Here is a 25293-nt window from a genome sequence, read left to right as displayed (position 1 = left end):
CGTATGAGAGTGCTGAGACTGCGGTTGTACGGCGTCGTGTTCCTCGCCGTGCTCGCGCTGCTGCTGTCCCTGTCCGTCGCCGCGTACCAGCAGGTGTTCACCTCGGTCGTACGGATCACGCTGGAGGCCGACAGCCTCGGCAACCAGCTCGATCCGCGCGCCGACGTCAAGCTGCGCGGGCTGCTGGTCGGTGAGGTGCGCGCGGTGCGCGCGGACGGGACGAAGGCGACGCTCGACCTCGCGCTGAAGCCGGAGTACGTCGCGTCCATCCCGTCCGACGTGCACGCGCGACTGCTGCCCAAGACGCTGTTCGGCGAGAAGTACGTCGACCTGGTCGCGCCCGCGCGGCCCTGGGCCCGGCCCATCCGTGCCGGGGATGTCATCACCCAGGACCGCACGCGCGTCGGCATCGAGCTCCAGCAGCTGATGAACGACCTGCTGCCGCTGCTGCGGACCGTGCGGCCCGGCAAGCTCAACGCCACGCTCTCCGCGTTCGCCACCGCCCTCGAAGGGCGCGGCGACCGGATCGGCGACAACCTCACGCGGGTGGAGGACTATCTGCACCGGCTCAATCCCCATCTTCCTTCCCTCACCGAGGACTTCGCCCGGCTGGCCGACGTCGCCGAGGTGTACGGCGACGCGGCACCCGACCTGATGGGCATCCTGCGCAACACCGTGACCACCAGCCGCACCATCGTCGAGGAGCGGGACCGGCTCGCGGCCGCCCTCACCACGACGGCCACCGCCGCGGGCACCGCGGACGGCTTCCTCGATGCGAACGGCGACCGGCTGATCACCCTGGGCCGGGTCTCCCGCCCCACGCTCGGGGTCTTCGCCCGCTACTCCCCCGAGTACCCCTGCCTCCTCGCCGGCCTGGTGCGCGAGGAGCAGGCCTCCGAACAGGCCTTCAAGGGCGGAAAGATGCACATCACGCTCGAAGTCGTCCGCCAGCAGGGCGCGTACGAGCCCGGCGAGTATCCCCGCTACGCCGACAGGTCCGGGCGCAACTGCCGTGACCTGCCCCATCCTCCGGTGCCCGCACCCGGGGTCCACCTCGACGACGGTTCGAAGAAGGGGAGTCCATCCGGGCCGGCCGACGTGTCCGCCACCCGGGCCGAGCAGCGTGCCGTCGGCTCGCTCGTGGCGCCGGTCCTGGGCGTGCCCGCCGACGAGGTGCCGCCGGTCGCGACCCTGTTGTTCGGGCCGATGGCGCGCGGGACGGCGGTGAGCGTCGCATGAGGAAGTCGGGAGCCAGGCAGGCCGCCGCGCCGCTGATCAAGTTCAGCCTCTTCGCGCTGGTGACGATGGTGGCGACGGCCCTGCTCGCCGCCACCATCGTCAACATCTCCTTCACCCCCGAGCACACGTACCGTGCCGTGTTCAGCGACGTCACAGGCCTGGAGAAGGGCGACGACATCCGGGTGGCCGGCGTACGGGTCGGCGAGGTCGAGGACATCCGGATCAAGGACAGGACGCTGGCAGAGGTCACCTTCACCGTCGGCGCGGACCGCCCGCTGCTGCACAGCACGGGCGCGGTCGTCCGCTACCGGAACCTTGTCGGACAGCGTTACGTCGCCCTGACCGAGGGCGCGGGAGGCGCCACCCGGCTGAGGCCCGGCGCGACGATCCCGCTGTCGCGCACGCAGCCCGCGCTGGACCTCAACACGCTGCTGAACGGCTTCAAGCCGCTGTTCGCCGCGCTCAGTCCCGATGACGTCAACCAGCTCGCCACCGAGATCATCCGGACCCTCCAGGGTGAGGGCGGCACTGTCAACAGCCTGCTCATGCACACGGCTTCGCTCACCACGACCCTGGCCGGCCGCGACAAGCTGATCGGCTCGGTGATCGACAACCTCAACACCGTGCTTGGGACGCTCGACAAGCGCGGCGCCCGCTTCTCCGGGCTGCTCAAGCAGCTGCGGCGCCTTGTCTCGGGACTTTCCGCCGACCGCAAGCCCATCGGGCAGTCGCTCGTGAGCATCGGCGACCTGACGGACGCCACCTCGGGGCTGCTCAAGGACGCGCGTCCGCCCCTGAAAGACGACATCGCCGAGCTGACCGGTCTCACCGGAACGCTGAACAAGAACGAGAACACCGTGGAGGGCGTCCTGAAGCGGCTGCCGAACAAACTCAACGCGCTGACGGGGACGGCGTCCTACGGCTCGTGGTTCAACTTCTACCTCTGCGACTTCGACGGCCGGATCGTGCTGCCGAAGACGAAGCAGGTGCTCGATCCCCGGCTGCACGTGGCGAGGGCGAGGTGCGGCGCGTGACCCGCAAGAACCGCCCGGAGCCGCTGGTCAAGGTCCGCATCGACCCGCCCAGACTCCCGAAGATACGGGTGCTGCCGCACCGGGCACCCCGCCCGCCCCGCCCGGAGCCGCTGGTCAAGGTCCGCATCGACCCGCCCAGACTCCCGAAAATACGGCTGCTGCCGCACCGGGCACCCCGCCCGCCCCGCCCGGAGCCGCTGGTCAAGGTCCGCATCGACCCGCCCAGACTCCCGAAAATACGGCTGCTGCCGCACCGGGCACCCCGCCCGCCCCGCCCGGAGCCGCTGGTCAAGGTCCGCATCGACCCGCCCAGACTCCCCCGCATACGAATACGCCGCCCGCGCCTGATCCCGTTCCGCGAGCGCAGCCCCGTCGTCATCGGAGCCGTCGGCCTCACCACCCTCGCGCTGCTGGCCGTCGCCGCGTTCAACGCGGACAGCCTGCCGCTGATCGGCGACGGTGAGACGTACAGCGCGGCCTTCTCGGAGGCGGGCGGCCTCAAGCCCGGCGACGAGGTACGGATCGCCGGCGTCAAGGTCGGCAAGGTCAAGGACGTCGATCTCGACGGTGATCACGTGAAGGTCACCTTCAAGATCAAGGGCGATCCCGGGTTCGGCAGCGGGACCGGCGCCTCGATCCGGGTCAAGACGATCCTCGGCGCGAAGTACCTCGCGCTGCACCCCAAGGGGCCGGGACAGTTGAAGCCCGGCAGTGAGATCCCGCTGAAGCGGACCGTCCCGGCGTACGACGTCGTGCAGGCGTTCAGCGATCTCACGACCACGACGGAGAAGGTCGACACCGACCGCCTCGCGACTGCCCTCGACACCCTCTCCAGCACCTTCAAGGACTCGCCCGCCGAGGTGCGCGCGTCCATCAAGGGCCTGTCGAGGATCTCCCGGACGGTCGCCTCGCGCGACAAGGCGCTGGGCGAACTCCTGGACCACGCGAACGGTGTCACGGGCGTCCTGGCCCAGCACTCGAAGGACTTCTCCGCGCTGGTCAAGGACGGCGACAAGCTGTTCAAGGAGATCAGCAAGCGGCGCAAGGCGATCCACGAACTGCTGAAGAGCTCCGTCGCGCTCGGTATCGAGCTCTCCGGCCTGGTCGACGACAACGCCGAGGAGATCGGGCCCGCGCTCAGGGGCCTGAACCGTGTGGTGCGGATGCTCGAACGGAATCAGGCGAGCCTCGACCGGAGCGTCAAGCTGCTCGCTCCCTACGTACGGGTCTTCGGCAACACTCTCGGCAACGGCCGCTGGTTCGACAGCTACGTCCAGAACCTGGTCGCCGCGCCTGTGGTGCCGCGCACGGGAGGCACCCGGTGAACAACCTCAGGAAGCGCGTGGCCGTGGTCACCGCACTCGCCCTCGTCGCCGCGCTCACGTACGTCGTATGGCCGCGCCCCGGGTCCGTGCACGTCACCGCGTACTTCCCGCGCACCGTCGGTATCTACCCCGGCTCGGATGTCCGTGTCCTCGGCGTCCGGATCGGCAGGGTCGACAAGATCACGCCGGAGGGCGACCGGGTGCGGGTGGAGCTCCGTTACGAGGAGGGCCGGAAGATTCCGGCGGACGCGCAGGCGGCGATCATCAACTCGTCGGTGGTCAGCGACCGTTATGTGCAGCTGCTGCCCGTGTACCGCAAGGGCGCGGTGCTACGGGACGGTGACGTCATCCCCGAGACGCGGACGGCGGTGCCGGTCGAACTGGACCGCGTCTTCGACAGCCTGCACACGACGGCCGACGCGCTCGGTCCCCAGGGCGCCAACAAGGACGGCTCGCTGTCGCGGCTGCTCGGGGTGAGCGCGGACAACCTCGACGGCCAGGGCGAGAACCTCCACCGGACGGTCGACGACCTCTCGCAGGCCGTCACCACGCTGTCCGACGGCCGCTCGGACCTCTTCGGCACGGTACGGAACCTGCAGGTGTTCACGGCGGCGCTGGCCGCCGACGACAAGAGCGTGCGCTCGTTCAACACCAGCCTCTCCGAGGTGGCCGGGCAGCTCGCGGGCGAGCGCGAGGATCTCGCGGCGGCGCTCAAGAACCTGGGCACCGCGCTCGGCGACGTGTCGGACTTCGTGAAGAAGAACAAGAAGTCGCTGACCTCGGACGTGAAGGGCCTGAGCAAGGTGACCCGGGTGCTCGTCACCCAACGGGCCGCGCTGGAGGAGCTGTTGGAGGTGGCCCCCACGGGTCTGTCGAACCTGAACAACGCCTACAACCCGTCCTCGGGCACTCTCGACACCCGCAACAACGCGCAGCAGGCCCAGGACCCGGCCTCGCTGCTGTGCTCCGTACTGAGGACGACCGGCGACGAAGGCGGCAAGAACCCGGACTGCAAGGAGCTGAAAAAGCTCTTCGACTCCCTGCCGAAGGTGCCCAAGGGCCCTGCCGTGACGGGAACGGTCGACCGGACGCTCGGCGGAATCCTGGGGGCGAGCGCATGAGCGCACTGCGACGCAAAGTCGGGGCGGTCGCATGGGCCGCGGTCGGTTCCCTGCTGCTGTCCGGCTGCGAGTTCAACGGCTGGTACGACGTCCAGCTGCCCGGCGGAGCCGCCTCCGACGGTCACGCCTACCACGTCACCGTCGAGTTCCGTGACGTCCTCGATCTGGTGCCGCAGTCGGCGGTGAAGGTCGACAACGTCACCGTGGGCGCGGTCGAGAAGGTGGAGCTGGACGGCTGGCACGCGCGCGTACGGCTGCGGGTCGCCGACTCGGTGAAGCTGCCCGCCAACGCGCTCGCCGAGCTGCGGCAGACGAGCATCCTCGGCGAGAAGTACGTCGCGCTGACCGCCCCGCCCGGCAAGGAACGGGTGGGCCGGCTCGGCGACGGCGACCGCATTCCGCTGTCCCGCAGCGGCCGCAACCCGGAGATCGAGGAGGTGCTGTCCGCGCTGTCCGCGCTCCTCAACGGCGGCGGGGTGGCCCAGCTCAAGACGATCACCGTGGAGCTGAACAAGGCCCTGGACGGCCGGGAGAACCGGGTCAGATCACTGCTCAAGGAGCTGAACACGTTCATCGGCGGTCTGGACGACCAGCGCCGTGACATCGTGCGCGCCCTCAAGGCCGTGGACCGGCTCGCGGGGCGGCTCGGGAAGGAGAAGAAGACGATCGCCCGGGCCGTCGTCGCGATGCCGCCCGCCCTGAAGGTCCTCGCCGACCAGCGGCGCGATCTGACGACGATGCTCACCGCCCTGTCGAAGCTGGGCAAGACGGGCACCAAGGTGGTCAACGCCTCGCACGACGACACGGTCGCGAACCTCGGACAGCTGCGGCCGATCCTGCGGCAGCTGAACAAGGCGGGCGACGACCTGCCCAACTCCCTGGAGCTGCTGACCACTTACCCGTTCCCCCGCAACGCGGTGGACGCCGTCAAGGGTGACTACGTCAACCTCCACCTCACCGCCGATCTCGACCTGAGAGACCTCTACGGCAATGTGACGGGCGGCTCCGGCAAGCCCGGTAAGGGGCACGGCGGTTCCCGGGATCCCAAGACCCCCGAACTGCCCGGTCTGCCGGATGTCCCCGATCTCCCGGACCTGCCGAGCGCCCCGGCCCCCACGCCCCTGCCGAGCTCACCGGGTCTGCCGTCGGCCCCGCCGGGCGGCGGCGGTCCGCTGTGCCCGCCGGTGTGCACCAGCAGCTACACCACCCCGGGCGAGCTGCCCGAGGGGATCGATCTCGCGCTCGCCGAGCTGATGCTGAAGGGGGTTCAGCCGTGATCACACGCACGGTCAAGGCGCAGTTGCTCGCCTTCGCCACCGTCACCGCCGTAGGGGTGTCGTACGTCGGCGCCGAGTACACCGGCCTGGTGGACGGCGTCCTGGGCCGCGGCTACACCGTGCGGGCGGACTTCGCCGACTCCGGGGGCATCTTCGCCGGCGCCGAGGTCACCTACCGCGGGGTGCCGGTGGGCCGCGTCGGCTCGCTGCGGCTGACCGGCTCCGACGGGGTCTCGGTGGCCCTCGACATCAAGGACGGCGCGCCGCGCATCCCCGCGGACACCCTCGCCGTGGTCGCGAACCGGTCGGCGGTGGGCGAGCAGTACGTGGATCTGCAGCCGCGTACGTCGCATGGTCCGTATCTCCTCGCGGGCAGCTCCATCCCGCGCGGCAGCACGCGCGTGCCGCTGCCCACCACGGACCTCGTCCTCAGTCTGGACCGGCTGGTGAACTCGGTCGGCAAGGACGATCTGCGGGTCACCGTCGACGAGTTGGACAAGGCGTTCTCCGGCACCGGGCCGAACCTGAGCCGCCTGGTGGACTCGGGCAACGCGCTCGTGGGCTCGGCCTCCGAGTCACTCCCCCAGACGATCTCGCTGATCGAGGACTCGCGAAAAGTCCTCAAGACTCAGGCCGACCAGGGCTCGTCCATCAAGTCGTTCGCGCACGATCTGGCATTGCTCAGCGCGCAGTTGAAGTCGAGCGACGGGGATCTGCGCAAGCTGATCGGCAACGCGACACCGGCCGCGCAGGAGGTCAACTCCCTGCTGAAGGCCACCGGGCCACGCCTTTCGGTGCTCCTTGCCAATCTGATCAGCGGCGGCCAGGTCACGCTGGCCCGCCTCCCCGGCGTGGAGCAGTCCCTGGTCACCTTCCCCGCCCTGGTCGCGGGCAGCTACACGGTCGTCCCGGGCGACGGCACCACCCACTTCGGCCTGGTGGTGAACGCCGACGACCCGCCGCCCTGCACCCAGGGCTACGGGACGACGCGGCGCGACCCCTCGGACACCAGCAAGCGCGAGGCGAACACCGACGCGCACTGCACCGCCCCGCGTGGAAGCAAGACGTCGGTGCGGGGCGCGCAGAACGCCCCCGGCGCGCAGGCCGCTTCGGGCGGCGCGAACCAGTCGGCGTATGTCACGCCGTACGACCCGGAGACCGGCACCGCGACCGGCCCGGACGGCCGGCCCGTCGAGATCGGCTCGACGGGCGGCCAGCAGAGCGTGTTCGGAAAGGAGTCGTGGCAATGGCTGCTCGTAGGACCGATGGCATGAGCGGGGCCGTGAGAAACGCCCTGTCGGGCAGGGCGTGGCCGGTGGCGCTCGCCGTGGCGACCATCCTCACGACGGCGCTGACGATCTGGCTGGGCCTCGCGCTCCACGACCGGCACGAGACGGAGCAGCGGCGCCAGGACCTCCTGGCCGCGGCCCGCCAGTCGGCGCTGAACTTCACGTCGCTCGACTACCGGCACTACGACCGGGACAGCGCGAACGTCCTCGCGGGCGCCACCGGCGACTTCAGGAAGCAGTTCGCCGCGCAGACCCAGCAGTTGACCAAGCTCGTCGCCGAGAACAAGTCCGTGTCCGAGGGGCAGGTCCTCGAAGCGGGCATCGTCCGCTCCGACGAGCGCTCGGCCCGCGTCCTGGTGGTCGCCGACAGCAAGGTGACCAACACCGCGGCGCCCAAGGGCGAGGCGCGCACGTATCGACTGCAGCTCGACCTGGTGCGGCACGAAGGCCGCTGGCTGACGTCCGACGTCGAGTTCGTCGGCTGACCGAACCGCCTCTCCACCCGCACCACCTCTCCACCCGTACCACCCTGAGGAGCAACACCGTGGCGAAGACGACCACCCGAAGCCGCGGCACCGGTTCCGGTTCCGGACCCCGGCGCAATTTGACCGCGGCCGCTCGCGCGGCGGCCAGGCGCGCGGAGCGCGGCCACGGCGAGCCGGGCCCCGCGGCCACCGACGAGGAGGCCACGGGGCCGGGCGCGGCACGGGACGCCGGACGCACCCTGCTCGTCGAGCCCCCGCAGGAGAGCGGCTGGGACGATCCGCCCGAGCCCTCGCCCGAGTCCCTCGCCGAGCGGAAGGAGGACGAGCCCGGCTCCGGTACGCGGACGCGACGCGGCCGCCGCCGCCTGCTCACCACCGTCCTCGGCGCCCTGCTCGTGGCGGCCCTGGTCGCGGCCGGCGTGCTCGGGTGGCGGTACCACGAGACATCCCGGGCCGACCAGGCGCGAGGACAGGCGCTCACGGCCGCGCGCCAGGCGGCCCCGATCGTCCTGTCGTACGACTACCGGCACCTGGACCGCGACTTCGCAGCGGCGCGCACCCGCCTCACCGGCCACTTCCGCGACGAATACGGCAAGACCACGGCGAGGGTGGTCGGCCCGACGGCCAGGAAGTACCACGGGGTGGTGAAGGCGACGGTGACTCAGCCGGCCGGCGGCACCCCGGCAGCGTCCGTGGTCTCGGCGACGCCGGGCCGGGCGGTGATCCTGTTGTTCGTCAACCAGGTCACCAAAAGCACCCAGGTCCAGGGCTCCCGCGTGGACCTGAACCGCGTACGGATGACGCTGACGCGTACGGGCGGGGGCTGGAAGGTGAGTGGGGTCGACGCGCTCTGATGTGCGGGGATCTCCCGGGCACGGACCTCCCGGGTACGGAACGGCAGACGAGTCGGGCTGTACGCCGGGTTTTGTCGCCCGGTCGCCTCGCGGCGGCCGGGGAGACGGCCATCCATCTAGGACCGGCGTTGCCGCCGGCCTCGTGCGGTCTACCCGCGGACTCGGGCGGGCAGCCCTCGAACGTCCGCGCAGAGCGCGTTTCACGGCGCTCCTTTTGACCTTGCTCCAGGTGGGGTTTACCTAGCCGCCTGAGTCACCTCAGGCGCTGGTGGTCTCTTACACCACCGTTTCACCCTTACCGAGGGCCTTGCGGTCCCCGGCGGTCTGTTTTCTGTGGCACTGTCCCGCGGGTCACCCCGGGTGGCCGTTAGCCACCACCTTGCCCTGTGGAGCCCGGACGTTCCTCGGGAGAATCCTCGTAAAGAGGCCCTCACGCGGCCGTCCGCCCGGCTCGTCTGCCGTGCCGACCATGCTACCCGGCGCTCAGGCCGGGGCGAACTGAACCTTCGCCGCCCCCGGGTCGGCCTGCGTCAGCCGTACCCGCAGCCGCTCCCCCAGCGGCAGCGGACCCGTACCGCCCTCGATGCGGGCGACGATCGCGGGGTCGGTCAACTGGACGGTGCCGACGGCCGGTTCGTCGTCCTTCACGTCGACGACGCACGCCTCGAAGATGTCGCCGATCCGGTCCTTGAGGAGCGCCGCCTCGACGATGTCGACGCAGCCGCGCTCGACGGCGTTGGCCCGGCGGGTACCGTCCGCCATCTCCTTCGGCAGGCCGGGCAGCGCGGCGAGTACCCACTCGGGGGGCGGGGCGCCCGCGCAGGCGGCCAGGCACAGTTCGGAGGCGTAGCGGTCGGCGAGGCGGCGCAGCGGGGCCGTGCAGTGGGCGTAGGGCGCGGCGACCGCGGCGTGGACGGTGAGGTCGGGGAGTGTGCCGCCGCTGAACACGGTGTAGCCGGCGCCGCGCAGGAGCGTCGTGCACTCCTGGAGGAAGGCGGCGTGGCGCGGCTTCCTCGGGTCGAGGGAGCGGATGAGCTGGGCGTACGGGACGTGGTGCGGCCAGTCGATGCGCAGGGCGCGGGCCGTGCGGCGCAGGCGGCCGACGGCGCCGTCGGGGGCGGCGGGCAGGGTGCGCAGGATGCCGGTGCCGGCGGCGAGCATGAGGTCGGCGGCGGCCATGCCGGTGAGCAGGGAGATCTGGGCGTTCCAGCCGTCGGCGGGCAGCGGGGCACGGTAGCCGAGCTCGTAGCGGCCGTCGTGTTCGGTGATCTCCTGTTCCGGGACGTTGAGGGAGATGCCGCCGCGCTCGGTCTCCAGCTGTTCGCGCAGGCGGCCGATGTCGCGCAGGAGCGCTACGGGTTCCTCGGCGGTGCCGTCGTCGATGGCCCGCTGCACGCCCTCGTAGTCCAGCTTGGCGCGGCTGCGGACGGTGGCGCGGGCCACGTCGGTGGCGACGGTGCGCCCCTCGGCGTCGAGGTCGAGGGTCCACAGGACGGCGGGGCAGGTCTGGTCGGGGAGCAGGCTGGCGGCGCCCTCGCTGAGCACGGTGGGGTGCAGCGGGACCTTTTCGTCGGGGAAGTAGAGCGTGGTGACGCGGCGGTGGGCCTCGGTGTCGAGGGGGCCGCCGGGCGTGACGTACGCGGCGACGTCGGCGATGGCGTAGCGGACCCGGTAGCCGCCGTCGCGGCGCGAGAGGTGCATGGCCTGGTCGAGGTCGACGGAGGTCGGCGGGTCGATCGTGAAGAAGGGGATGTCGGTGGCGTCCTTGCCGCCCGGTTCCGGCGGGTGCGGGGCCGCCGCGGCCCGTTCCGCCTCGGCGAGGGCGTCGGCCGGAAAGGCCCCGGGGACGTCCAGGGTCGTACGCAGTTCACGCAGTGCGGCACGCAGCGGGGCCTCGGCTGCGCCGGTCACACGGAGATGACGGCGGGGCATGCACCGAGCGTAGGACGGGGCGGGGACGTCGGCACCCCGTGACCGCGGCCCTCAGGACTGCGGCGCCCTCGGGATCCGCGGCGCCCCGTGTTCCCCGGCACCCCCTTCTCTTCCGTACGCTTTCGATGGGGCCGCACCCCCTGATCCGCATCACCGTCCCGAGGAGTCCGATCGTGCTCGTGCTGCTGCCGCCGTCCGAAGGCAAGGCCTCGTCGGGCCGCGGCGCCCCGCTGAAGCCTGAGTCGCTGTCCCTGGCGGGGCTCGCCGGGGCGCGGCAGGCCGTGCTCGACGAGTTGGTCGAGCTGTGTGCCGCCGACGAGGACAAGGCGCGCGAGGTGCTCGGTCTCAGCGAGGGGCTGCGCGGCGAGATCGCGAAGAACGTGGAGCTGCGCACCGCGGGCGCGCGCCCGGCCGGTGAGATCTACACGGGGGTCCTCTACGACGCGCTCGGTCTCGCCACCCTGGACGCGGCGGCGAAGCGCCGGGCGACGCGTTCGCTGCTGGTGTTCTCGGGCCTGTGGGGCGCGGTGCGGGTGAGCGACCGGATTCCGTCGTACCGCTGCTCGATGGGTGTGAAGCTGCCGGGGCTCGGGGCGCTCGGCGCGCACTGGCGCGGGCCGATGGCCGAGGTTCTTCCGGAGGCGGCCGGGGACGGGCTCGTGCTCGACCTGAGGTCGTCCGCGTACACGAGTGCGTGGAAGCCGAAGGGGGAGGTCGCGGGGCGTACCGCGACGGTGCGGGTGCTGCACGCGCAGACGGATCCGGTGACCGGTGCGGAGAAGCGTTCGGTCGTGTCGCACTTCAACAAGGCGACGAAGGGCCGGATCGTGCGCACGCTCCTGGAGACCGGCACCACGCCCGCGGGCCCGGCCGAGCTGGTCGAGGCGCTGCGGGATCTCGGTCATGTGGTGGAGGCGCAGCCGCCCGCGAAGGCGGGGACGACGTGGGCGCTCGACGTCGTGGTGACCGAGATCCACTGAGCACCACTCCTCAGCGCATTGCAGCATGCGCAACGCCCTTTGCGCATGCTGCGCAGCGCGGGGCAGGATGGCCCCATGACTGATTCCTCCGTGCTCGATCTCGCCCCTGTCGTACCCGTCGTCGTCGTGGAGGACGTCGCCGACGCCGTGCCGCTCGCGCGGGCGCTCGTCGCGGGTGGTCTGCGGGCGATCGAGGTGACGCTGCGGACACCGGCCGCTCTGGACGCGATCCGCGCCGTCGCGGACGAGGTGCCGGACGCCGTCGTCGGCGCGGGCACGGTCATCTCACCGCAGAACGTCGCCGACTCCGTCGCGGCCGGAGCGCGCTTCCTGGTCAGCCCCGGCTGGACCGACACGCTGCTCGACGCGATGAAGAAGTCCGGCGTGCCGTTCCTGCCGGGCGTCTCCACGACGTCGGAGGTCGTGGCGCTCCTGGAGCGTGGGGTGAGCGAGATGAAGTTCTTCCCCGCGGAGGCCGCGGGCGGTGTGCCGTACCTGAAGTCGCTGGCCGGTCCGCTGCCGCAGGCGCGGTTCTGCCCGACCGGCGGTGTGTCCCTCGGCTCGGCACCCTCGTACCTGGCGCTCAAGAACGTCGGCTGTGTGGGCGGCAGTTGGATGCTTCCCGCGGACGCGGTCGCGGCGAAGGACTGGGCGCGGATCGAGATGCTGGCCCGCGAGGCGGCCGGCCTCAAGTAACGCGGACCTCATGCGGCGCGGACGTCAGCGCAGGTGCGCCGTCTCGTTGAGCAGGCGCACGCTCGCGTTGCCGTCCCCGTAGTACGCGACCGCCGAGAGTGACGCCGCCGAGAGTTCCATCCGGAACAGTGACTCAGGCGGCGCGCCGAGCGCGAGCCGTACGAGCGTCTTGATCGGCGTGACGTGCGTGACCAGGAGGACCGTGCGTCCCGCGTACTGTCCGACGAGCCGGTCCCGCGTCGCGGCGACCCGGCGGGCGACCGCCGCGAAGCTCTCGCCGCCCCCGGTCGGTTCGGCCTTCGACGAGGCCAGCCAGGCGTTCATGTCGTCCGGGAAGCGCTCGCGGACCTCCCCGAAGGTCATGCCCTCCCACGCACCGAAGTCCGTCTCGCGCAGGCCCTCCTCGATGTGGACGTCGAGCCCGAGGCGGGCGGCGACCGTCCGCGCCGTCTCCTGGCACCGCTTGAGCGGCGACGAGACGATCGCCTGGACGGTGCCGCGCGCGGCGAGCGCTGCGGCGACCCGCTCGGCCTGCGCGCGTCCCGCCGCGGACAGCTCGGGGTCGGCGCCGCCGGAGCCGGAGAACCGCTTCTCGGGCGTGAGCGCGGTCTCGCCGTGCCGCAGGAGCACGAAGGTGGCGGGCGCCCCGAGATCGGGCGCCGCCGACCAGCCCTGGGACGCGGTGCTCGCCACGTTCCCCGCGGCCCGCGCGTCCGCGTTCCCCCGCGCTCCCGCGAGCGCGGCCCGCGCCTTCGCCGCCCCGGCCGCCGCGTCCCCGGGCGGGGCCCCGCGGTCCGGCTGGGGTCGCGACGTGTCCAGCTCGGCGGTCGAGCGCGAGGCCTCCCACTGCTTGCCCCGCTTGCCCGCGTCCATCGCCTCGTTGGCGAGCCGGTCCGCGTGCTTGTTCCGCTCGCGCGGGATCCACTCGTACGTCACCTGCGACGCCGGCAGCACGGCCGCCGCCTCGGCGGCGAGGGGCCGCATGTCGGGGTGCTTGATCTTCCAGCGGCCCGACATCTGCTCGACGACGAGCTTGGAGTCCATCCGGACGTGCACCGACGCCTGCGGGTCGAGGGCGTGCGCGGCGCGCAGGCCGGCCACGAGTCCCCGGTACTCGGCGACGTTGTTCGTGGCGACGCCGATGTACTCGGCGGCCTCCGCGAGGGTCTCCCCCGTCGCCGCGTCGATGACGACCGAGCCGTAGCCCGCGGGCCCCGGGTTGCCCCGGGAACCGCCGTCGGCCTCGACGATGAACTCCCGCACCACGAAGGCTCCTACAGGCCGGACTCGGACGTGCGCACCAGGATCCGGTGGCAGTTCTCGCAGCGCACCACGGAGTCGGGCGCCGCGGCCCGCACCTCGTTCAGCTCGGTGATGTTCAGCTCCAGCTGGCAGCCCTCGCAGCGGCGCTGGTAGAGGCGGGCCGCACCGACGCCGCCCTCCTTGATGCGCAGCTTGTCGTAGAGCTTCAGCAGGTCGTCGGGGACGGAGCCGGCGACGATCCCGCGCTCCTTCGTGGCCGTGGCCGCCTCGCCGTCGATCTCCTCGAAGGCGGCGTCGCGGCGGGCCGTCGCGTCGTCGATCTTTGCCTGGACGGAGGCGACCCGGCCGGTGAGCTCCTCGAAGCGCTCCTGCGCGGACTCGCGGCGCTCCATGACCTCGAGGACGACGTCCTCCAGGTCACCCTGGCGCTTGGCGAGCGAGGCGATCTCGCGCTGGAGGTTCTCCAGGTCCTTGGGGGACGTGACGGCGCCGGAGTCCAGGCGCTGCTGGTCACGGGCGGCGCGCTGGCGGACCTGGTCGACGTCCTGCTCGGCCTTGGTCTGCTCGCGGGCGCAGTCGCTCTCCTCGGTCTGCGCGGCGACGTGCAGGTCGCGCAGCTGTGTGAGGTCCTTGTTCAGCGACTCGATCTCGGCGTGCTCGGGCAGCGACTTGCGCTTGTGCGCGAGCTGCGACAGTCGTACGTCCAGGGCCTGGACGTCGAGAAGTCGGATCTGGTCGGCGGGCGCGGCGTTCAGTTGGGGGCTCCAGTTGGGATCGGTGTGGCGTTGGACGCCGCGTGGGCGGTCCAGGGGTCGGTGACCGTCTTCGAGACGTGGACGCGAAGTCCCCATCCGTTGCGGTCGGAGATCTCGTCGAGCTGGGCTGCGGCCAGCTCGCACCAGGGCTGCTCGGTGGCCCAGTGGGCGGCGTCGAGCAGCGCCAGCGGGCTCTGTTCGCGCGCCTCGGAGGCGGGGTGGTGGCGCAGGTCCGCGGTCAGGAAGGCGTCGACGCCCGCGGCGCGCACGTCGGCGAAGAGGCTGTCGCCGGAGCCGCCGCTGACGGCGATCGTGCGGATCGTCGCGTCCAGGTCGCCCGAGACGCGGATGCCCTGCGCGGTGGCGGGCAGCCGGTCGGCGGCAAGTCCGACCAGTTCGCGCAGAGTGACGGGGGGCTCGACTTCGCAGATCCGGCCGAGTCCGCGGCGGCCCGCGGGGTCGGTCGGGTCCGGTACGAGGGGGCCGGTGACGCGGAGGTCGAGGGCGCCCGCGAGCGCGTCGGAGACGCCCGGATCGGCACGGTCGGCGTTGGTGTGCGCGACGTGCAGCGCGACGTCGTTCTTGATCAGGGTGTGGACGACGCGGCCCTTGAAGGTGGTGGCGGCGACGGTCGTCGTGCCCCGCAGATAGAGCGGGTGGTGCGTGACCAGGAGGTCCGCGCCCAGCTTCACCGCCTCGTCGACGGTCTCCTGGACGGGGTCCACCGCGAACAGGACCCGGGAGACCTCGGCGTCGGGGTCGCCGACGACCGTGCCGACCGCGTCCCACGACTCGGCCCGCTCGGGGGGCCACAGCTTCTCGAGCGCGGCGATGACTTCAGACAGACGGGGCACGGTGAAAGGCTACCTTCCCTCCATGCCCCGTCGGCCCTGGCTCACATACGGCCGCGGCCGGGCGCGGTACGGGCTCACGTACCGCTACCGGGCACCGACAGTCGGCTACTTGACGAGGTAGCCGTGCAGGTCGTCGAGGACCAGGTTCGCGGCCGTGACGCCGAGCCCCAGGTACCAGGTCTCGTCCGGGACGTCCTTGGCCTGTCCGCTCTTCACCGCGCCGAGCTTCTTCCACAGCGGGTTGCCCTCGGCGGTGGCGCGGTCCGTCTTCTTCGCGTCGCCGTAGACACCGGTGAAGATCCAGTCGGCGTCGGCCTGGTCGATCTTCTCCGGACTGACCTCCGTGGCGAGGTCCACGACCTGCTGGTTCTTGGGGCGCGGGATGCCGGCGTCGTCGAGGATCGTGCCGATGAAGGACGCCTTCGCGTAGAGGCGGATCATGCCGGGCATGTAGCGCAGCATCGTGACCGTGGGCTTCTTCTCGCCGATGTCGTCGCCGAGCTTCTTCGCCTTCTTCTCGTACGCGGCGAGGTTCGCCTTGGCCTCGGCGGTCTTGTCGAGGGCGGACGCGTTGAGGAGGTAGTTCTCCTTCCACGTGAAGCCGGGGCGGATGGAGAAGACCGTCGGGGCGATCTTGGAGAGCTGCGGGTAGAGCTTGGCGGCGCGCAGCTCGCTGCCGAGGATCAGGTCGGGGTGGAGGTTGGCGATCGCCTCGAGGTTGAGGGAGTTGATCGTGCCGACGTCCTTGGGGGTGCCCGCCGTCTTCTTCAGGTAGGACGGGACGCCGTCGTCGCCCTCGGTGGGGGCGTAGCCGACGGGCTTGACGCCGAGGGACGCGACGTTGTCGAGCTCGCCGACGTCGAGGACGACGACCCGCTTGGGCTGCGCCTTTATCTCGGTCTTGCCCATGGCGTGCTCGATGGTGCGCGGGAACTGGCCGGCCTTGGCGGTCGTGCCCATCTTCGCGGTCTGCGAGGCCGCCTTGGCGAAGTCCTCGCCGCCCTGGGCGACGGCCTTGGAGCCGCTGCCGTTGTCGGACTTGCCGGAGCCGGCGGACGCGCCGGAGTCCGAGTCGCCGGACCCGCAGGCCGCGAGCGACAGGGCGGCGGCCACGGCGAGGGCTACGACGGCGGTGCCGCGGGTGCGCGGACTTGTTCGCAGGGCCATGGGTGTTCCAGCTCCGAACTTCGTGGCGTCAGGCCGCCTCAGATGTGGTTAGGCAAACCTAACATCAGGCACTTCCGGACGTGCCAGCACATCTGACCCACCCCTTTCAGGCAGATACGGACATGGCCACCCTTTGGTGTGAAGCCTGAGCGGCGAGTGCCACGGCAGCGCGTGCGAAAACTAGCTTCGGCTCGGACGAACCGGAGGTGAGTGATCCCCATGACGGCCTTGGCGATCGAGCCCACGACGGAGCTGGAGAGCGGACCGGGCCCGGCGCGCGGACCGGCCCCGGACAGCGGAAACGACCCGGAGAACGGACAGGACCCGGACCCGGAGCCGGGCGGGGCCCCGGACCGGGCGGACGGGCGGGCGCCGGAGAACGAGCGCGCCACGGAGTGCGGAGGGGCGCCGGGGAGCGAGCGCGCCACCGAGTACGGGCGAGCGCCGGAGAGTCGGCCCGCCACGGAGTACGGGCCGGCCCGGGACGCCGGCCCCCGGCCGGACGGCACCCCAGGACCGGTGACCCTTCAAGCCCCGGACGGCACCGCAGGACCGGAGTACGCGCACGCCCCGGACACCGGCCCGGCCCCGGCGCAGCTCTCGGGCCCCGGCCAGGCCCCGGTGAGCCCGCAGCCCCCTGGCCCCGGCCAGGCCCCGGTGAGCCCGCAGCCCCCCAGCCCCGGTCCAGCCCCTTTGAGCGCGCGGACCCCTGCCCCCGGCCAAGCCCCGGCGAGTGTCCCCGAGCCCGCTCGCCCCGCCCCTCGCCCCGCCTGTGTCATCAGCGCCGACGGGGCGTACGCCGCGCGGCTCGCGTCCGACGGCACGTCCTGGTTTCCGGAGCGGTGGACCCTGGACGGGCCCGAGCCGTACGCGGTGCCGTTGCCGGGGAACCAGCCGGAGGAGCCCGGGACCGAGGTCGTCCCGATGGGCGACGGGCGCGTCCTCATCCGGCGCGTGGTGGACGGCCGTCACTCCTTCTCGCTGCTGTATCCGACGGGCCCGCGAACGGGCGAGGTGCCTCTCGGGGCGGTGAGCGGTGGGGAGTTGACGCTGCTTCCGCCGTCACCGGGCGGCAGCTGCGCGTACGCCATCGCCGTGGGCGAGCGGTCGACAGGTGTGTGGATGGTGGCGGGCGGGGCGTTCGGGCCCGAGTTCCTGGCCGAGGTCCCGGGGCGCTGTTCGGGCGGGGTGTGGCTGGACCGCGCGGGCCGGATGCTGGCGCTCGACCGGTCCCTCGACGGGGGTCCCGTCAAGACGGTCGCGGTGGACCTGGGGCGGGGCGGCGAGGTCACGCCGCTGCTCCAGATCGCGGAGTCGAGCGCGGACCGGCTGGTGCTCGCCGATCCGGACAGCGGGCTGCTCCTGATCCGCTCGGACGCGCCGTCGCCCGGCCATGAGCGCCTCGGCTGGGGCGTGCTGGGCTCGACGCTGCCGGTGCGCTTCCCGGAGTGTCTGCGCCTGACCGACTGCGCGGTGACGCCGTTCGCAATCCAGCCGGGTCAGACGCTGATGCCGGAGAGCTGTGCGGTGGCGCTGCGGATCGACGGCGCCGCGGGCACCTGGCTGGGCCTGTGGCGGCCCGCCGAGCGCCAGATGCATCAACTCGCCGCCCCGCAGGGCTGGCTGACGGGCGCGGGCCTGTGGACGCGCGACGGTGAGCTGCACCTCCCGTACGCCACCGAGTCGGTGCCCTGTGGGATCGCGCGCACGTCGGTGCCGGAACCCGTCGAGGATCTGGCTCCGCAGACGGTGCCCGAGCCGCCCTCGGCGGCCCGTCCCGTCCCGCTCCAGCAGGCTCCTCTGGCCGGTCTGATGCGACGCGCGGCAACCGCCGGGACACGGGCGGCACCCGCCGGTTAGACTCGCCCGGCTGTTTGAAGGATCTTGTTACGGGGTGAGTTTTCGATGGCCGAGACGATGAACGCGGAGATGACCACGGCGGAGTCCAGGGAGGCGGCGGACCGGTCCGCCGGTCCCGGCCGGCACCGTGGTGGTGTGTCCTCGCGCGACGAGAACGCGGCGCCGCACGGCCGGCACCGCAGGGATCAGTCCGAACAGGGCTGAACGGCATGACGGAGGGGCCCGGAACCGTATGGTTCCGGGCCCCTTCGCCATGGGGTCAGGCGTGTTTGAGGCCGAGCACCTCGGCCGCGGCGAACGTCTCGTTCGGCGGCCGGTCCGCGTAGTGCGGGGTGAGCAGTGCGTCCAGCTCCTCGTAACTGAACGCGTCCTTCGAGGTGTCGAACTTGGCGGAGACCTTGGGACGTTCGACGACAGCGACCATGCCGCCGTGCACGACGAGCAGCTGGCCGTTGACGTTCCCGGCGGCCGGGGACGCGAGGTAGCCGACGAGCGGGGCGACGTGTTCGGGGGCCAGCGGGTCGAGCTCACCGGCTCCGGGCTCCGCGAAGCCCGCGAAGACGTCCTCGGTCATACGGGTGCGGGCGCGGGGGCAGATGACGTTGGAGGTGACGCCGTACTTGCCGAGGGCGAGGGCCGTGGAGGTCGTCAGGCCGACGATGCCGCCCTTCGCCGCCGCGTAGTTGGGCTGCCCGGCCGAGCCGGCGAGGAACGCCTCGGACGAGGTGTTGACGATGCGGCCGTAGACCGGTGTGCCCGCCGCCTTGGAGCGTGCGCGCCAGTGCACGGACGCGAAGTGGGTCGTGTTGAAGTGGCCCTTGAGGTGGACGCGGATGACCGTGTCCCACTCGTCCTCACTCATCGAGAAGATCATGCGGTCGCGCAGGATGCCCGCGTTGTTGACGAGGATGTCGAGCTTTCCGTACGTGTCGACGGCCAACTGGACGAGTGCGCGGGCCTGTTCGTGGTCGGCGACGTCGCCGAGGTGGGCGACGGCCTGCCCGCCCGCGGCCCGGATCTCGGCGGCGACCTCCTCGGCCGGGGTGGCGTCGGCGCCGCCGGATCCGTCGCGGCCCGGCTGTCCGAAGTCGTTGACGACGACGCTCGCGCCGAGCCGGGCGAGTTCGAGCGCCTCCGCCCGGCCGAGGCCGCGGCCCGCGCCGGTGACGATCGCGGACAGGCCCTGAAGCGGCAGTGACTCTGAAGCCATCGGGGATCGGGGTCCTCTCTCAGATTTCGATGCAGGTGCGCAGCGCGGTGCCCGACCGCATCTGGTCGAGGGCTTCGTTGATCTCGGCGAGCTGCACGCGGTGCGTGATGAGGCTCTCCAGGTCGATGCGACCGGCCCGCCACAGGGCGATGGCCCGCTCGTAGGACGTCAGGACGTCACCGCCGCCGTACATGGAAGGCAGGATCTTCTTCTCGTCGAAGAACAGCTCGAACATGTTGAGCTGGAGGAAGTCGTCCAGGGCGCCCGCGCCGACGATGCACAGGGTGCCGCCGCGCCGCGTCGTCTCATAGGCGGTGCGGGCCGTGGCGGACTTGCCGACGACCTCGAAGACGTAGTCGAAGCCCTCGCCCGCGGTGATGCGCTGCTTGGCGTCGCCGAGGGCGTCGGGTGCGACGGCCTCGGTGGCGCCGAACCTGAGGGCGGCCTCGCGGCGTGAGGCGACGGGGTCGACGGCGACGATCTGCGCGGCACCCTTGAGCCGGGCGCCCTGGATCGCGGAGATCCCGACGCCGCCGCAGCCGATGACGGCGACGGACGAACCGGCCGCCACGTCCGCGGTGTTGATGGCGGCGCCGAGCCCGGTGGTGACGCCGCAGCCGATGAGGGCCGCGATGTCGAAGGGCACGTCGTCGGGGATGGGCACGGCGCAGCCCGCGTCGACGACGACCTCCTCGGTGAAGGTGCCGGTGCCGGCGAAGCCGAAGACGTCACCGCCGGGGCGCTTGAAGTTGGGGGTGCCGGCGTTCATGAACCCGGCGAGGCAGAGCTGGGTCTGGCCGCGTTTGCACGCCGGACAGGCCCCGCAGGCCGGGAGCCAGCAGACGAGGACGCGGTCGCCGGGCTTGACGTTCGTGACGCCGTCGCCGACGTCGAGGATCTCGCCGGCGCCCTCGTGGCCGGGGATGAAGGGGGCGGGCTGCGGCAGCACGCCGTTCATCGCGGACACGTCGGAGTGGCACAGTCCGGTGGCCCTGACCCGGATCTTCACCTTGCCGGGGCCGAAGCCCACCGCCTCGACGTCGTCGAGTACCTCGAGTTTGTCCTGGCCTATCTCGTGCAGTACGGCTGCGCGCATGGCGTGCGGCTCCTCTCCCGAAGGGTCCCGATGGGGTCAGGCGTGTTCGACGATGGTGTCGGCGAGTACGGGCGCCTCGTCCCGCTCGACGGCGGTGACGGTGACCTGGATCCGGCCCTCGGAGCGCCACATCCGGATCCGCAGCGTCTCGCCCGGGAAGACGACTCCGGTGAACCGCGTCGCGTAGGACCGCACGCGGGACACGTCGCCGTCGAGCAGCGTGTCGACGACGGCCTTGAGCGTCATGCCGTACGAGCACAGGCCGTGCAGGATGGGCCTGTCGAAGCCGGCGAGTTTGGCGAACTCCGGGTCGGCGTGCAGGGGGTTCCAGTCGCCGGAGAGCCGGTACAGGAGTGCCTGGTCCTCGCGGACGGGGCGGTCGACGGTGCGGTCGGGTTCGCCGGCGGGTGCTTCGAGGCGGGTGGTGGGTCCGCGGTCGCCGCCGAAGCCGCCCTCGCCGCGGACGAAGATCTGCGCGTCGCTGGTCCACAGGGGGCCGTCCGCGTCGGCCACCTCGGTGCGCAGGACGAGGATGGCGGCCTTGCCCTTGTCGTAGACGGCGGCGACGCGTGACGTGGAGGTCGCGCTTCCCCTGACGGGGATGGGCCGGTGCAGTGCGACGGTCTGCCCGCCGTGCAGGACGTGGGCGAGGTTGACGTCGATGCCGGGGGCGGAGAGGCCGCCGACGACTCCCATTCCGGCGCCGGCGACGGTGGCGAAGCTGGGCAGGACGTGCAGCCGGGACTCGAGGGTGTAGCGCAGCTCGTCGGGGTCGGTGGCGGGGGTGCCCGCGCCGAGGCCGAGGTGGTAGAGCTGGATGTCCTTGTGGTCCCAGGTGATCTCGGCGGACCGGGGTTCGGCGGCTACGGCCTTGGCGGCGTCGATCGGCATCAGACAGAGACTCCTTGTGCGGGAAAGACCTCGGTGCGGCCGTCCGCACCGTCGGTCGCACCGAGGTCGTTGCTGGGCCGGAGGAACTCTGGTGGAACGCCACGCGCCCGTTCTAGAACGCGTTCCAGTCCGGCGATCCCATGTATAGCCAAGACCACGGCAGTTGTGAAGACTCCTGACGACATGTCAGATCTGGTGCGCGGGCGGCCGGGGAAGGGCGGCCGTGACATTTGTACTGCCCGGCTCCGTACAACCGGCATCTGCCGCGCCGGGCTCCCGGCCCGTAGCGTCCCTGCCATGACGAAGACAGACGGGACACCGGTGGCCGTGTCCTTCACGGGGGCGGTCAAGACATTCGGCGCGGTGCGCGCCGTCGACGGGGTCGATCTGGAGATCCGGCGCGGCGAGACCGTCGCCCTGCTCGGCCGCAACGGCGCGGGCAAGTCCTCCACGATCGCCCTCCTGCTCGGCCTGGACACCCCGGACGAGGGCACGGTCTCCCTCTTCGGCGGCACGCCGGAGCAGGCGGTGCGTGCCGGTCAGGTCGGCGCGATGCTCCAGGAGGGCCGCGCGGTCCCCAGGGTCACGGTCCGTGAGCTGGTCTCCTTCGTGGCGGGCCGCTATCCGGCGCCGATGCCCGTCGCCGACGCGCTCGCGCTGGCCGGCATCGAGGAGCTCGCGCAGCGGCGCGTCGACAAGCTGTCCGGCGGCCAGACCCAGCGGGTCCGGTTCGCCGTGGCCCTCGCCGGGAACCCGGCCCTGCTCGTGCTCGACGAGCCGACGGCCGCCCTCGACGTGGAGGCGCGGCACGCGTTCTGGACGTCGATGCGGGCCTACGCGCGGCGCGGCCACACGGTGCTCTTCTCCACGCACTACCTGGAGGAGGCCGACGCCCACGCCGACCGGATCGTGGTCATCGACCACGGCAGGGTCGTCGCGATGGGCTCCGGCGAGGAGCTGAAGCGGGCCGCGGGCGGCAGCCTCGTCTCCTTCGACCTGGCCGGGCGCGGCACGGAGGGCCTGTCGCTGCTGCCCGGGGTGACGGCCGTGGAGGTCCGGGGGGACCGGGCCAGGCTGCGTACGGACGACTCGGACGCGACGGTGATCGCGCTGGCCGGACTGAACGCGATCCGGGGTCTTGAGGTCGCCCCGGCCTCGCTCGACGACGCGTTCATGGCGCTGACCAGCGGTTCGGACAGCCGTCCTGGCAGCCGTTCCGACGACCGCACCGGCAGCGGTTCCGACACGGATCTGGAGACAGTTCGATGATCGACTACCTGAGGCTCGAAGTGCGCAGGACCCTGCGCGACACCATGTTCGTGATCTTCGGTGTCGGGATGCCGGTGATGATGTACCTGCTGTTCACCAACCTCGGCGAGAACGACCCCGAGTGGAAGACGATCTCCATGGTCGGCATGGCCGCGTACGGCGCGGTGGGCTCGGCCCTCAGCACCGGCGGCGGGGTCGCCGAGGACAAGACGATCGGATGGCTGCGACAGCTGCGGGTCACCCCGATGACGCCGCGCCAGGTGGTTGCGGGCCGGGCCCTGACGGGGTCCGTGACGGTGTTGCCGTCGATCGCGGCGGTGCTCGTCGCGGGCGGCCTGGTCAATGGAGTACGGCTGGACGTGTGGCAGTGGGCCGCCGTCGCGCTGCTGCTGTGGCTCGGCTCGATCCCCTTCACCCTGCTCGGTCTCGGCAACGGCTACCGGCTGACCGCGCAGACCACGGGTGTCGCGAACATGGTGTGCAATCTGGGGCTCTCCGTCCTCGGCGGCCTGTGGTTCCCGATCGCGCTCTTCCCCGGGTGGCTGCAGTCCGTGTCGTCGTACACGCCGACGAACCGGTTCGCGCAGCTCGGTACAGCCGTGGCCGACGGGCACGCGCCGTCGGCCGCCGCGGTCACGGTGCTCGCCGCCTGGCTGCTGGCCTTCGGTTCGTACGCTGTGGTGTCGTACCGCAGGGCCGCGCGGACCATCTGAACGGGGAGCCGGGGAACCATGTCCTTCAAGCGCCGAGTCACCTGCCGGATGGTCGAGCTGCGGGACGCCCGCCAGGAGTGGAAGGCTGACCGGGACGTGTGGAAGGCCGAGTGGCGGGCCCGGGAGAGGGGCGCGAAGGACAGCGGGGCGGCCGCGGAGGGCGGGCCCATGGGTCCGCCGCCGAACGGATTCGCGCTGCTGCCCTGGCTCCTGATGGGGCTCGGCGCCTTCTCGAACCTCCTCCAGGGCAAGACGGCCAACCCCTGGATCGGCGGCATCGGCCTGTTCGTCTTCAACAGCCTCTACATCTCGGTCGTGTTCCAAGCCTTCGACAAGAGGCGGCGCGAGGCCCGCTACACGCTCCTGGCGCTGATCGCGATGGGCCTGCTCACCTGCGGGCTCGCCATCGCCTACGGCGGCAGCTGGCTGATGTTCTTCCCGCTGCTCGGCCTCGCGGCGGGCGCGGTCGTGCGGGGGCGCCGCCTCGGCCAGGTCGCCCTCGGCCTGAGCGCGCTCGCCGGCACCATCGGCGGCCTCAAGGAGGGCTGGGACGCGCTCAACATCGCGTACGGCACGTTCCTGTCCACGATGGTGACCGCCGCGATCCTCTCCCTGGCCGAGGCGGTACGTGAACTGCGCGCCGCCCGCGAGGAGTTGGCGCACCGCGCGGTGGAGCAGGAGCGGCTGCGGTTCTCCCGCGACCTGCACGACCTGCTCGGGCACACGCTGTCCGTGATCGTGGTGAAGTCGGAGGCGGCCCGCCGGCTCGCCCACCGCGACCTCGACGCGGCGCTCACGCAGGTGTCGGACATCGAGTCCGTCGGCCGGCAGGCGCTGACCGAGATCCGCGAGGCGGTCACCGGCTACCGCGAGGGCAGTCTCACCACCGAGCTCGACCGCGCCCGCTCGGCGCTCACGGCGGCGGGGATCGAGCCCGTCGTACGCCAGTCGGGCCCCCCGCTCGCCGCGCAGACGGAGGCGCTGCTCGGCTGGGTGGTGCGGGAGGCGGTCACGAACGCGGTGCGCCACAGCGGGGCGACGCGCTGCGAGATCTCCGTGGACGGCACCCCGGAGCGCGTGCGGCTCAGGGTCCACGACAACGGGCGCGGCGCCGCGGCCGAGCCGCCGGAGCCGGGCATCGGCGGTACGGGCCTGCGGGGCCTGACCGAGCGGCTCGGCGCGGCGGGCGGCTCCCTGGAGGCGGGCCCGGCCGCGCGCGGCTTCACGGTGACGGCCGAACTCCCGGTCCTGCCGGGCGAAGTGGAGCCGGACGCGATGCTGGAGCCGGAACGCGCGGGGTGACGGCGCGACGGGCGCTCTACCCTGGGCCCGTGAACGAGATGCCCCGGGATCACCGGCCCGCGAAGTCCGTACGAGTGCTCCTCGCCGAGGACCAGGGCATGATGCGGGGCGCTCTCGCGCTGCTGCTCGGCCTGGAGGCGGACATCGAGGTCGTCGCGCAGGTCGCGAGGGGTGACGCGATCGTCGACAGGGCACTGGAGACGCGGCCCGATGTGGCGCTGCTCGACATCGAACTGCCGGGCCGCAGCGGCCTGGACGCGGCGGCCGACCTGCGTGAGCAGTGCCCGGACTGCCGGGTCCTGATCCTGACGACGTTCGGCAGGCCGGGCTATCTGCGCCGGGCGATGGAGGCGGGCGCGGCCGGATTCCTGGTCAAGGACGGTCCGGTGGAGGATCTCGCGGAGGCGGTCCGGCGGGTCCTGCGCGGCGAGACGGTCATCGACCCGGCGCTCGCGGCGGCCGCGCTGAGCGCGGGCCCGAACCCGCTGACGACCCGCGAGTGCGACGTCCTGAAGGCGTCCGCGGACGGGGCCACGGTCTCCGACATCGCGGGCAAGCTGCATCTGTCGGAGTCGACGGTGCGCAACTATCTGTCCTCGGCCATCGGCAAGACAGGGACCCGTAACCGCATGGAGGCGATGCGGGAGGCGCGGCAGCAGGGGTGGCTGTGACGGCCTCCCG

At 72.0% G+C, this 25293-nt stretch carries 24 protein-coding genes and 1 other RNA gene; 16 read left to right on the top strand and 9 right to left on the bottom strand.

Features of this window, described 5'->3' with window-relative positions:
* Positions 1–3 precede the first annotated feature (3 nt).
* The 8 genes from OG456_RS25630 to OG456_RS25595 all read left to right on the top strand — a co-directional run bounded on the left by OG456_RS25630 (position 4) and on the right by OG456_RS25595 (position 8624).
* On the top strand, positions 4–1239 hold the full coding sequence (locus tag OG456_RS25630; RefSeq protein ID WP_266564843.1) for an MCE family protein: 1236 nt from the start codon (positions 4–6) through the stop codon (positions 1237–1239).
* Positions 1236–2273, top strand: coding sequence for an MCE family protein (locus tag OG456_RS25625; RefSeq protein ID WP_266564841.1), 1038 nt, complete (start codon positions 1236–1238; stop codon positions 2271–2273). Before OG456_RS25630 ends, OG456_RS25625 begins: the two co-directional genes overlap by 4 nt.
* A gap of 344 nt (positions 2274–2617) precedes the next feature.
* Complete coding sequence (locus OG456_RS25620) at positions 2618–3598, top strand: MCE family protein (protein ID WP_266569428.1); 981 nt, start codon at positions 2618–2620, stop codon at positions 3596–3598.
* The gene (locus OG456_RS25615; protein WP_266564839.1) at positions 3595–4719 is read left to right on the top strand and encodes an MCE family protein; all 1125 of its coding nucleotides are present in this window, start codon (positions 3595–3597) and stop codon (positions 4717–4719) included. Before OG456_RS25620 ends, OG456_RS25615 begins: the two co-directional genes overlap by 4 nt.
* Positions 4716–5996: an MCE family protein gene (locus OG456_RS25610; RefSeq protein ID WP_266564837.1), complete on the top strand. Its 1281-nt coding sequence runs from the start codon at positions 4716–4718 to the stop codon at positions 5994–5996. The genes OG456_RS25615 and OG456_RS25610 overlap by 4 nt, the downstream gene beginning before the upstream one ends.
* Positions 5993–7270 (top strand): MCE family protein, encoded by a 1278-nt coding sequence (locus tag OG456_RS25605; protein WP_266564835.1) that lies wholly within the window; start codon positions 5993–5995, stop codon positions 7268–7270. Before OG456_RS25610 ends, OG456_RS25605 begins: the two co-directional genes overlap by 4 nt.
* Positions 7267–7770 (top strand): hypothetical protein, encoded by a 504-nt coding sequence (locus OG456_RS25600; protein ID WP_266564833.1) that lies wholly within the window; start codon positions 7267–7269, stop codon positions 7768–7770. The genes OG456_RS25605 and OG456_RS25600 overlap by 4 nt, the downstream gene beginning before the upstream one ends.
* 59 nt (positions 7771–7829) lie before the next feature.
* A complete protein-coding gene (locus tag OG456_RS25595; RefSeq protein WP_266564831.1) occupies positions 7830–8624 on the top strand; it encodes a hypothetical protein in 795 nt (264 codons plus the stop codon).
* Positions 8625–8668: 44 nt separating this feature from the next.
* On the opposite strand, the gene rnpB is transcribed toward OG456_RS25595, so the two are convergent.
* Together rnpB and OG456_RS25585 are read right to left on the bottom strand one after the other, a co-directional pair.
* Positions 8669–9078, bottom strand: an RNA gene (rnpB, locus tag OG456_RS25590) — RNase P RNA component class A.
* A gap of 29 nt (positions 9079–9107) precedes the next feature.
* The gene (locus OG456_RS25585; RefSeq protein ID WP_266564829.1) at positions 9108–10556 is read right to left on the bottom strand and encodes an RNB domain-containing ribonuclease; all 1449 of its coding nucleotides are present in this window, start codon (positions 10554–10556) and stop codon (positions 9108–9110) included.
* A gap of 173 nt (positions 10557–10729) precedes the next feature.
* On the opposite strand from OG456_RS25585, the gene yaaA reads away from it, so the two are divergent.
* Both yaaA and eda read left to right on the top strand, forming a co-directional pair.
* Positions 10730–11536: a peroxide stress protein YaaA gene (gene yaaA, locus OG456_RS25580; RefSeq protein ID WP_266569427.1), complete on the top strand. Its 807-nt coding sequence runs from the start codon at positions 10730–10732 to the stop codon at positions 11534–11536.
* A 75-nt stretch (positions 11537–11611) separates the two neighbouring features.
* A complete protein-coding gene (gene eda / locus OG456_RS25575; protein ID WP_266564827.1) occupies positions 11612–12232 on the top strand; it encodes a bifunctional 4-hydroxy-2-oxoglutarate aldolase/2-dehydro-3-deoxy-phosphogluconate aldolase in 621 nt (206 codons plus the stop codon).
* 24 nt (positions 12233–12256) lie between these two features.
* Here eda and OG456_RS25570 read toward each other — a convergent pair whose 3' ends face one another.
* From OG456_RS25570 to OG456_RS25555, 4 genes are all read right to left on the bottom strand, one after another.
* Positions 12257–13498, bottom strand: a complete 1242-nt coding sequence (locus tag OG456_RS25570; protein WP_266564825.1) for a bifunctional RNase H/acid phosphatase — start codon at positions 13496–13498, stop codon at positions 12257–12259.
* An 8-nt stretch (positions 13499–13506) separates the two neighbouring features.
* Complete coding sequence (locus OG456_RS25565; protein ID WP_266569426.1) at positions 13507–14250, bottom strand: zinc ribbon domain-containing protein; 744 nt, start codon at positions 14248–14250, stop codon at positions 13507–13509.
* The gene (locus OG456_RS25560; protein ID WP_266564823.1) at positions 14247–15104 is read right to left on the bottom strand and encodes a Nif3-like dinuclear metal center hexameric protein; all 858 of its coding nucleotides are present in this window, start codon (positions 15102–15104) and stop codon (positions 14247–14249) included. Before OG456_RS25560 ends, OG456_RS25565 begins: the two co-directional genes overlap by 4 nt.
* Before the next feature lie 105 nt (positions 15105–15209).
* On the bottom strand, positions 15210–16271 hold the full coding sequence (locus tag OG456_RS25555; RefSeq protein WP_266564821.1) for an ABC transporter substrate-binding protein: 1062 nt from the start codon (positions 16269–16271) through the stop codon (positions 15210–15212).
* Positions 16272–16964: 693 nt separating this feature from the next.
* On the opposite strand from OG456_RS25555, the gene OG456_RS25550 reads away from it, so the two are divergent.
* Both OG456_RS25550 and OG456_RS25545 read left to right on the top strand, forming a co-directional pair.
* Complete coding sequence (locus OG456_RS25550; protein WP_266569425.1) at positions 16965–18131, top strand: hypothetical protein; 1167 nt, start codon at positions 16965–16967, stop codon at positions 18129–18131.
* A gap of 45 nt (positions 18132–18176) precedes the next feature.
* On the top strand, positions 18177–18335 hold the full coding sequence (locus OG456_RS25545) for a hypothetical protein (protein WP_266564819.1): 159 nt from the start codon (positions 18177–18179) through the stop codon (positions 18333–18335).
* A 55-nt stretch (positions 18336–18390) separates the two neighbouring features.
* Here the strand turns inward: OG456_RS25545 and OG456_RS25540 are convergent, their stop codons facing one another.
* Genes OG456_RS25540 through OG456_RS25530 form a run of 3 tightly spaced genes read right to left on the bottom strand, consistent with a single transcriptional unit; the run spans position 18391 to position 21328 of the window.
* Positions 18391–19341 (bottom strand): 3-oxoacyl-ACP reductase, encoded by a 951-nt coding sequence (locus tag OG456_RS25540; RefSeq protein WP_266564817.1) that lies wholly within the window; start codon positions 19339–19341, stop codon positions 18391–18393.
* Between the two features lie 19 nt (positions 19342–19360).
* Positions 19361–20437 (bottom strand): Zn-dependent alcohol dehydrogenase, encoded by a 1077-nt coding sequence (locus OG456_RS25535; protein ID WP_266564815.1) that lies wholly within the window; start codon positions 20435–20437, stop codon positions 19361–19363.
* Positions 20438–20473: 36 nt separating this feature from the next.
* Complete coding sequence (locus OG456_RS25530; protein ID WP_266564813.1) at positions 20474–21328, bottom strand: MaoC/PaaZ C-terminal domain-containing protein; 855 nt, start codon at positions 21326–21328, stop codon at positions 20474–20476.
* Between the two features lie 297 nt (positions 21329–21625).
* Between OG456_RS25530 and OG456_RS25525 the strand changes: the two genes are divergently transcribed.
* The 4 genes from OG456_RS25525 to OG456_RS25510 are packed head-to-tail and all read left to right on the top strand — an operon-like array spanning position 21626 to position 25283.
* On the top strand, positions 21626–22597 hold the full coding sequence (locus OG456_RS25525; protein WP_266564811.1) for an ABC transporter ATP-binding protein: 972 nt from the start codon (positions 21626–21628) through the stop codon (positions 22595–22597).
* On the top strand, positions 22594–23310 hold the full coding sequence (locus OG456_RS25520; protein WP_266564805.1) for an ABC transporter permease: 717 nt from the start codon (positions 22594–22596) through the stop codon (positions 23308–23310). The genes OG456_RS25525 and OG456_RS25520 overlap by 4 nt, the downstream gene beginning before the upstream one ends.
* An 18-nt stretch (positions 23311–23328) precedes the next feature.
* Positions 23329–24612, top strand: coding sequence for a sensor histidine kinase (locus OG456_RS25515; RefSeq protein ID WP_266564803.1), 1284 nt, complete (start codon positions 23329–23331; stop codon positions 24610–24612).
* 38 nt (positions 24613–24650) lie between these two features.
* Positions 24651–25283 carry a response regulator transcription factor gene (locus tag OG456_RS25510; protein WP_266569424.1) on the top strand — a complete coding sequence of 211 codons (633 nt, stop codon included), beginning with the start codon at positions 24651–24653 and terminating at the stop codon, positions 25281–25283.
* The last annotated feature ends 10 nt before the right edge of the window (positions 25284–25293 follow it).

The sequence above is a fragment of the Streptomyces sp. NBC_01446 genome (genome assembly GCF_026340095.1).
GTDB classification, from domain to species: domain Bacteria; phylum Actinomycetota; class Actinomycetes; order Streptomycetales; family Streptomycetaceae; genus Streptomyces; species Streptomyces aureus.
This window is presented reverse-complemented; position numbering and strand designations above follow the sequence as displayed.